The organism is Pseudomonas taiwanensis DSM 21245 (assembly GCF_000425785.1).
Taxonomy (GTDB): domain Bacteria; phylum Pseudomonadota; class Gammaproteobacteria; order Pseudomonadales; family Pseudomonadaceae; genus Aquipseudomonas; species Aquipseudomonas taiwanensis.
This window is the reverse complement of record NZ_AUEC01000025.1, coordinates 107,181-116,039: the sequence shown is the minus strand read 5'-3', so window position 1 is coordinate 116,039 and position 8,859 is coordinate 107,181. Positions and strand designations below refer to the sequence as shown.

Here is an 8,859-nt window from a genome sequence, read left to right as displayed (position 1 = left end):
ACCCTGTACCTCCAATCCATCGAGTGTCACCGGGTCGTTGAGGTTGCTGATGTTCAGGGTCAAAGTCGCGGAACTGGTGTCGCCGTCGGCGTCCTTGATCGTGTAGGTGAAGTGCTCGAGACCATTACCGCCACCCCCCAGGTTCTTGAAGTCCGGGTCATTGGTGTTGAGCGTATAGGTGTAGGAACCGTCTGCGGCCAGTACCAACGTGCCGTAGGTACCGGTGAAGGTACCGGCGATAACCGGGCCGCCGACCACACGGTCGGCACCTTGCACGTCGTTGCCCAGCACGTTGCCGGTCAGCGCGGTGTGCTGCTCGGTGGCAGTGACGGCGTTGCTGTCGTCATGAGCCTTGGGCGCATCGTCACGGATGTTCACATCCAACGAACCTTGCGCAATGTCGCCGTCGCGGTCACTCACCAGAACCGGGAAATGTTCGTGCACCGTGCGAACCCCTTCGCCAGTGCCATGCTGCTCGGCCCCGGTAAGGGTGTAGCTGTAGGTCACCACTCCGGTGGTAGGATTGTAACCGGTAATGGTCAGGAGGTTCCCCTGAGCGGTGATGATGGATTGGCCAACGCCTGTGACAACGCCAGCGGTCACGACATTGATGCCACCCACACTGAGATTGAACACGCCATCCTGCGCCACCACGGTGAAACTGCCGGATTGGGTCAACGCGGAAGGGTCACTGGCCGATCCGTCGGCGAGGTTGGCTTCGCTGAAAGTCAGTTCGCTCGGTGCAAGATCCAACCCCTGCAGTTCGACAGGATTGTTCTCATCCTGCGGCGGCGTGGGCCGCAGCACATCACCATTGTCATCACTGCTGGGATCCGTCCCGGCAATCTCGCGCGTGGCCAGCTCGGGAATTGAATTGAAACCTGCCGTTGGGAAGCCGACCGTTGGGTCGACCCGCGCGGCCACCTCGGTCAACATCACGAAGCTGTGGCCGCCGCCCAGGGCGCCGGGTGCGCCACTACTGGATGGGCCAGCAGCCGTGGCTTCGGCGGACTGGGTAGGGTCATCGCCTGCGGCAATGGCCTGCTGAATGCGTTCTACATCACTGAGCTGCGCATCACTCGGCGCCGTGCCGTGGTCCTGGGCGTGAGGCGCCTGGTTGGCCAGCAGGTCGGAGGTCATGGTCAGGCTGCTGTCACGCCCCAGGGTCAGCTCGGCGCCATTGTGCAAACGCACGGCCACGGCCCCGGCTGCGCCAGTTTCCAATTGCTCGCCGGCAAACAGGCGGTCGCCCTCCACCAAGGGCCGTCGCCCACCGTCGCTGCCGACCGCGAACACCTGCCCGACCACCTTGCTGACCACACCGACTAACTTAGCCATGAGCGCACGCCTCCCCTAACCGATAGGCTTTTACAGCCAATGACAGGGCGCAGCGCAGATCAAGGAGTCGAGCTCAAGCGTGGTCGCGGTGAGCATCGATCCTTCAGGTGACTACTTTGGCGATAGTATTAATGTAAGTTGGCCATCATTTTGTGCCAAAAAATTGTCGCCAAATACCACCTTTGCCTAACCGTCCTGCGTCTTTAGCTGTAAAAAATCTGGAACTCACCGCGATGCCTGAAAACCGTGGCCTACCACGGGTTTCAAATTCACCTGAAAGAAACAATGTCTTGGTTTGCATAGACCGCATAAGTTTTTTTTCGCATAGGTATTATGAAAAAATCTTCTTAGCTCGCGCCCTAAATGTTCTTAGCTCTGTTGTTACAAACTTGAAACGGTTTGAAGCATAAATATCGTCATTTTTTTGGCGAAAAGCAGGACTTTTTTGGACCAGGGAGATGTACCCCATGCGCGTGTTAACCCCCATCACCAGTGCAGTGCTGTTGGCCATGGCGTGTGCCAACGTTCAGGCGATGTCAATCAACGAGGCCGTCCAGAACGCCGTGGACCAACATCCCGAGATCAGCGCCAGCCGCAATAGTCGACTGTCGGCAGACGAGGATGTGAAGTTCGCTCGCGGGGGGTACTACCCAACAGTCGACCTGGTGGCCGGTTATGGCCGCCAACGTTCCGACAACCTCAATACTCGTGGACTCAACGCTGACGGCACCAGCAACCACCGCAAGGAAACGCTCAACTACACCCAGTCGGAACTGCGTCTTCGGCAGATGCTGTTCGATGGCTTCAACACCCCCAACGAGGTAGGCCGCACCGAGGCGGTGGCCAACTCGCGGGCCTACTACACCCAGGCCACCGCCGAGACGGTTGCCCTACGCGCCATCGAGGTGTACCTGGAGGTGCTCAAGCGCCGTGAGCTGGTGACCTTGGCGAAAAACAACCTGCAGGCCCATCTGCGGGTCAACGACCAGATCGGCCTGCGCAGCGAGCGTGGCGTCGGCAGCACCGCCGACCTCGACCAGTCCCGGGCCCGTCGCGCGTTGGCGGAGAACAACCTGGACACCGCCGAAGTCGACCTGGCGGACGCCGAGGCCAACTTCTACAGCGTCATCGGTCGCATGCCCGACGAACTGGAAACCCCGTCCACGATCAAGGGCCAGGTACCTGCCAATCTGGATGAGGCACGCAAGGGCTTGCTGGAGAACAACCCCTACCTGAAATCGGCCCAGGCCGATGTGAATGCCGCCGAGCAGCAGTACGAAGTGGCCAAGTCGCCTTTCTATCCGCGCCTGGACGCTGTGCTGGCCACCGGCGCCAATAACAACCTGGGCGGAGAAAAAGGCCACAGCAACAACGACTGGCAGGCCGGCGTAGAGCTCAGCTACAACCTGTTCCGCGGCGGTAGCGACAAGGCCCGGCTGCAATCGGATGCGCACAAGATCAACCAGGCCATGGACATCCGCAACAATGCCCTACGCGAGCTGAACGAGAACCTGGCCCTGGCCTGGAACGCCATGAACAACGCCCGCAAGCAAGCCCCGACCGCTCGTGAATACGCCGAAACCACCCAGCGAGTACGAGCCGCCTACCAGGACCAGTTCGGCCTGGGTCAGCGAACCTTGCTGGACGTGCTGGACAGCGAAAACGAGCTGTACAACGCCAACCGCCGCTACACCGAAGTACGGTACACCGAGGAGTTCTCGATGTATCGGGTCCTGGCGACCATGGGCGAACTGCTGAGCAAGCAACGCATCTCGCTGCCGCCAGAGGCCATTGCCAAGAGCGATGTGCGCAACGAGGCAAGACTGCCCGACATGCGCTAGGTACAGCCGCAGGCAGATCCGGTTCGCAAGGCGTTGCACCCCATCCAACGTCGCGGGAGTAGTCCATCGTGACCAGTATGCAAAGCGCGCAGCCGCGCCCGGATGTCGATGACCCACTGCTCGATGGCCTGCTGATCCTGTGTCGCCTGCATGGTCGCCCGGCCAGCCGTGCCAGTCTGTGCAGCGGCTTGCCCCTGGCCCAGCAGCGCCTGGGCCCGGCACTGCTGCCACGAGCAGCCGCCAGGGCTGGCCTACAGGCGCGCGTCCTGCCCCGTGGCCTGGCTGACATTTCGCCCCTCAACCTACCGGTGTTGCTGTTGCTCAACGACGGCCGCAGCGCCGTGCTGCAGCGCTGGGGCGATGACGGCCGTGCGCTGATCCTGCCCTGCGAAGCCGAAGGCGGTGAGCAATGGGTCGAGCGTGAAACGCTGGACCAGGCCTACAGTGGCAACGCCCTTTTCGCTCGCCCCCGACACACCCTGGAAGACCTGCGCTCGCCCTTGCTACCCAGGGTCAACGCCTGGTTCCGCGACACACTGCGTCACTCACGCTGGCTGTATGGCGATGCCTTGTTGGCCAGCCTGCTGATCAACTTGCTCGGCTTGATGGTACCGCTGTTCGTCATGCAGACCTACGACCGCGTGGTGCCCAACCAGGCTGTATCGACTCTGTGGGTACTGGTCGCTGGCCTGTTCATTGGCACTGCGTTCGAGTTGGTGCTGCGCATGGTCCGCGCCCATTTGCTCGATCAAGCCGGCAAGAAAACCGACCTGATTCTGTCTGCGACTTTGTTCGAGCGCATCACCGGCATGGCGATGAAGGCCAAGCCCGCCACCATTGGCGGCTTCGCCCAAAGCATCCACGACTTTCAGGGGCTACGCGAATTTCTCACCGCCGTGACCCTGACCAGCATCATCGACCTGCCCTTCGTTGCCCTGATGCTTCTGGTGATAGGCCTGCTCGGCGGCTGGCTGGTGCTGATTCCCTTGATCGCCTTCCCCGTTGCGGTGGGCTTCGCCCTGCTGATCCAGGCTCGTCTGCGTGACACCGTACAAAAGAGCCTGAGCCTGGGCGCGGTGCGCCAAGCGCTGCTAATCGAAACCCTGGGTGGCCTGGAAACTCTCAAAGCCTGCGGCGCCGAAAGCGAACGCCAGTACCAGTGGGAACACACCAACGGCGCCATCGCCCGCCTCGATGCCCACGCCCGCAACCTCTCCTCCCTGGCCAGCAACGGCACCCTGTTCATCCAGCAGTTCTGCGGCATGGCCACCATCGTGGCCGGGGTCTACAGCATCATCGCCGGCAACCTCAGTGTCGGCGCCCTGGTGGCCAGCTACATGCTCGGCAGCCGAGTGCTGGCACCGCTGGGGCAGATCGCCGGGCTGATCACCCGCTACCAGCAGGCTCAGCTCACCATGCGCAGCACCGACGCGCTGATGGCCCTGCCTCAGGAGCGCCAGGCTGAACAGCAAGCGCTGGAGCACACCACGCTCAAGGGTGGCCTGGCACTGAGCCACGTCAGCTTCCGCTACCCAGGGCAAACCCATGCCGCGCTGCATGACGTCAACCTCAGCCTCAGCCCTGGCGAGCGCATTGGCATCATCGGCCGCAGCGGCTCGGGCAAGAGCACCTTGGCACGCCTGTTGATGGGCTTTCATCACCCTGACGAAGGCCAGGTGCTGCTGGATAACCTCGACCTGCGCCAACTGGATATTGCCGACCTGCGTGGCCAGATCGGCTACGTGGCCCATGACCTGCCGCTGCTGGCCGGTTCCTTGCGCGATAACCTCACCCTCGGCGCACGTCACGTCAGCGATGCACGCATGCTCGAAGTGGCCGAACTGACCGGCGTCAGCGAGCTGGCCAGGCAACATCCCAGTGGCTTCGACCGCCCGGTGGGCGAACGAGGCCAGCTGCTGTCCGGTGGCCAGCGCCAGGCCGTGTTGCTGGCCAGGGCCCTGCTGCTGGAGCCCCCGATCCTGATTCTCGATGAACCCACCAGCCACATGGACAACAGCAGCGAGGAACAACTGCGCCAGCGCCTGATGGCCTGGGTGCCAGGCAAGACGGTACTGCTGGTGACCCACCGCACCTCGATGCTCAGCCTGGTGGACCGTCTACTGGTGCTGGACAACGGCAAGATCGTCGCCGACGGGCCAAAGGACGCGGTCATCGACGCCCTGCGCAAAGGCCGCATTGGCGCGGCAATGTAGGAGTTCACCATGCCTCTCATGCAAAGCGTGCGCAGCAACCAGGGCAACGACAAACGAGCCGAGCGCGACTATATGCCGGAGCTGGCCGGCGCCACTTTGCAGGACTCACCCCGCCTGTCGCGCCTGACCGTGTGGCTGGCCGCCGCACTGCTGCTGGTGGCGTTGGCCTGGGCCAGCCTGGCGGTGCTCGATGAAGTGACGGTAGGCGAAGGCAAGGCTATCCCGTCGAGCAAGGTACAGGTCGTGCAGAACCTGGAAGGCGGTATCGTCACCGAGATCTTCGTACGTGAAGGTCAAATGGTCGAGAAAGGCGCCACCCTGCTGCGCCTGGATGACACCCGTTTCAAGTCGAACAAAGGCGAGAGCGAAGCGGATCGGTATGCGTTGACCGCCCAGGTCGAGCGCCTCGCCGCCGAGTCCGAGGGGCGCCCCTTCGAGCTGTCGGATGAAGTGCGGGCCAAGGCTCCGCAAGTTGCCGAAGACGAAATCGCGCTGTATGAATCCCGCCAACGGCGCCTGGCCAGCGAAAAACAGACGCTCAACGAACAGCTGCGGCAAAAGACCCAGGAGCTCGCCGAATTCCGCTCGAAGGTCGAACAGTACCGCTCGGCCCTGGGCCTATTGCAGCAGGAGCTGAACATGTCGACACCGCTGGTGGGCACTGGGGCGATCTCGCCGGTGGAAATCCTGCGTCTGAAACAACGTACCGTCGAGGCGCGCGGCCAGCTCAATGCCACCAGCCTGGCCATTCCCCGGGCGGAGGCGGCGGTGGCGGAAATCAAGAGCAAGATCCAGGAGTCCGACGCCACCTTCCGCTCCGAAGCAGCCAAGGAGCTCAACGACAAACGCACTGAACTCTCGAAGATCACCGCCACCAGCATCGCCATCGACGACCGGGTCAACCGCACCACCGTGGTGTCGCCGGTGCGTGGTATCGTCAAGCTGCTCAAGGTCAACACCATTGGCGGCGTGGTGCAGCCGGGCAGTGACCTGGTGGAGATCGTGCCGATCGAGGACAACCTGCTGATCGAGGCCAGGGTGCGGCCGCAGGATGTGGCGTTCCTGCATCCGGGGCAGCCGGCGATGGTCAAGTTCAGTGCCTATGACTACACGATTTACGGTGGGTTGAAGGCCAAGCTCGAGCTGATCAGTGCCGACACGGTGACCGATGACAAGGGCAATGCGTTCTACCTGATCCAGGTGCGCACCGACAAAAATCACTTGGGTGGGGACAACAAACCGTTGCTGATCATCCCGGGGATGGTGGCCACGGTGGACATCATCACCGGCCAGAAAAGCGTGCTGGATTATCTGCTCAAGCCGGTGCTCAAGGCACGGACCGAGGCGCTACGCGAGCGGTGAAGGGTTTGGATTGCGTGATGTCGCCACATTTTCAGCGCCTGTGAGATCGAGCGCCGCCCGCGCGGCGCATCGCGGGCAAGCCCGCCCCTACCTTGATTGGTGTGAAACAACCGTAGGAGCGAGCCTTGCTCGCGATGCGTCGCGTAAGCGGCGCTTGATCCTACACCGGCCCCATATCGGCGAACAAAAAGAGCATCGCGAGCAAGGCTCCCACAGTCTGTTTCGGGCGAGTCTATCCTGTGCCAGTTAGGCTGGCCGCCTTGATGCATGACTGAAGACTGATGAAAAGCGGTTGCGCCCACCTCAATATCGAAACGAGCAAACACGGCGGACAGTGGAGCCTCCACAGGAGTGATTGGCCCGGGAACCGCAAGCGGCAAGTCCTCTTCTATTAGCCACAAAACCTGTGGGAATTCGCCCTCTCCACTCCTGATAACGGCAGCCTTGCTGCCGTGTCGTGTTGCTGAAGGCCTAGCATTTTTGCCAGTAGAAACAAATGGCGAAGGATTACATCCTGAAGGCTCCAATTACCTGAAGGAGCAGATCACATGCGATTTTTTGCGATTGTAGGTATTGCAGGCGTTCTGGCTGTGGGGAACGCACTTGCGGCTACATGTCCGGAGCCATCCAGCATCAGCCAAAAAGCTGATACACAAGACGACATGGATGGGATCGCTTACAGCGCCACGAATGAGGATGGTCAATGGTCGGGTTTCACACCCAATGCAAAAGAATCGAAGGCCGATGAATTCAAACTGCTAAATCAGAAAGAGACCACGACCTCAATCATTTGCCGATACGAGAGCGACGACGAAGGCATCAGCTTGGCATTGAAAAAATGATGCCCTGAGGCCGTCAGCCAGAGGCACGACCGTCCTTGTCATGGGAAGTCGCATTTCATGATCGGGGCGGCGTGCTGCTTGAGCAACCATGATTTCGCTCGAATACATCAACACCCATCGCCTTGATCTGCCCTTCGATCAACGCCTCGAATGGCCGTAGCAGCTCATCGAAACTGGCTGGCTGCTCCAGCACGTTCAACGCCTGTGCCACTGCCTCGATGGTCGACACCGCGCCCGGCTCCGGTGCCTTGCGCAGGCGGTAGCGAGAGGGCGCGACCTCGGCCAGTGTCACCCTGGGCAGCGCCTCCAGCAACGGGTTCATGTACAGCAGCTTACGGGCCTTGCGCCAGGTGCCGTCGGGGACGATCAGCATGAATGGCCTATCGTCCGTTTCATCGTAGGCTGCCAGCGCTTGTGCCTGCTCGCCCGGGAACAGCAGCACGGGCCGATAGCCCGGTTTGGCCAACAGCTCGGCAAGATCGGCGAACACTTCCCCAACCCGCAGCTCGGCATTGACCAGGCCCAAGGCGGCCAGTCGCGCGGTGTTCAGCGCGTGGTCGGTTTCACTGGGATGCTGCAGCAGGGCCACGCGGGTGCGGCTGTCGAGGCTGGGAATCAGTGGGCAGAGGCAATGGTCAAGCGGGCGCTGGCAGCGTTCGCAGCGAGGTCTGGGCATGGTGTTCTCCGTTGGCGGAGTATTTTGCCATATGCCGATATGCTGGGCCCGCTTTGCCGGCGATGGGCTGCCAAGCAGCCCCAACGGCCTCAACGGTTAAACCGCTCCGCCAGACTATGCAGGTATTCGGCCATGCGTTCGAGGTCAACACCATTGGCGGCGTGGTGCAGCCGGGCAGTGACCTGGTGGAGATCGTGCCGGTCGAGGACAACCTGCTGATCGAGGCCAGGGTGCGGCCGCAGGATGTGGCGTTCCTGCATCCGGGGCAGCCGGCGATGGTCAAGTTCAGTGCCTATGACTACACGATTTACGGTGGGTTGAAGGCCAAGCTCGGGCTGATCAGTGCCGACACGGTGACCGATGACAAGGGCAATGCGTTCTACCTGATCCAGGTTCGTACCGAGCAGAATCACCTCGGCAGGGACAACAAACCGTTGCGGATCATCCCGGGGATGGTGGCCACGGTGGACATCATCACCGGCCGGAAAAGCGTGCTGGACTATCTCTTGAAGCCAGTGCTCAAGGCGCGGACAGAGGCGATGCGCGAGCGTTGAGTCGCCCGCAGGCCGGCTCCTACAGCGCTGCAT

Annotated in this window: 6 protein-coding genes and 1 pseudogene; 5 read left to right on the top strand and 2 right to left on the bottom strand. The window is 61.6% G+C overall.

Annotated features, from left to right (window positions below; all coding sequences use genetic code 11):
• On the bottom strand, positions 1 to 1,338 hold a 1,338-nt coding region (locus tag H620_RS25750), incomplete at its 3' end, for a retention module-containing protein (RefSeq protein ID WP_155950783.1).
• 467 nt (positions 1,339 to 1,805) lie between these two features.
• Here H620_RS25750 and H620_RS0112535 point away from each other — a divergent pair.
• The 4 genes from H620_RS0112535 (at position 1,806) to H620_RS0112520 (ending at position 7,596) form a co-directional block, all read left to right on the top strand.
• The gene (locus H620_RS0112535; RefSeq protein WP_023381636.1) at positions 1,806 to 3,179 is read left to right on the top strand and encodes a TolC family outer membrane protein; all 1,374 of its coding nucleotides are present in this window, start codon (positions 1,806 to 1,808) and stop codon (positions 3,177 to 3,179) included.
• A 77-nt stretch (positions 3,180 to 3,256) separates the two neighbouring features.
• Complete coding sequence (locus H620_RS0112530) at positions 3,257 to 5,392, top strand: type I secretion system permease/ATPase (protein ID WP_023381637.1); 2,136 nt, start codon at positions 3,257 to 3,259, stop codon at positions 5,390 to 5,392.
• 9 nt (positions 5,393 to 5,401) lie between these two features.
• Positions 5,402 to 6,754 carry an HlyD family type I secretion periplasmic adaptor subunit gene (locus H620_RS0112525; protein WP_081669692.1) on the top strand — a complete coding sequence of 451 codons (1,353 nt, stop codon included), beginning with the start codon at positions 5,402 to 5,404 and terminating at the stop codon, positions 6,752 to 6,754.
• A 548-nt stretch (positions 6,755 to 7,302) separates the two neighbouring features.
• Positions 7,303 to 7,596, top strand: coding sequence for a DUF3757 domain-containing protein (locus H620_RS0112520; protein ID WP_023381639.1), 294 nt, complete (start codon positions 7,303 to 7,305; stop codon positions 7,594 to 7,596).
• Positions 7,597 to 7,651: 55 nt separating this feature from the next.
• On the opposite strand, the gene H620_RS0112515 is transcribed toward H620_RS0112520, so the two are convergent.
• Positions 7,652 to 8,272, bottom strand: coding sequence for a tRNA-uridine aminocarboxypropyltransferase (locus H620_RS0112515; protein WP_023381640.1), 621 nt, complete (start codon positions 8,270 to 8,272; stop codon positions 7,652 to 7,654).
• 140 nt (positions 8,273 to 8,412) lie between these two features.
• On the opposite strand from H620_RS0112515, the pseudogene H620_RS0112510 reads away from it, so the two are divergent.
• Positions 8,413 to 8,826: pseudogene (locus H620_RS0112510) on the top strand (beta-barrel domain-containing protein); the annotation flags it as partial.
• Positions 8,827 to 8,859: the final 33 nt, after the last annotated feature.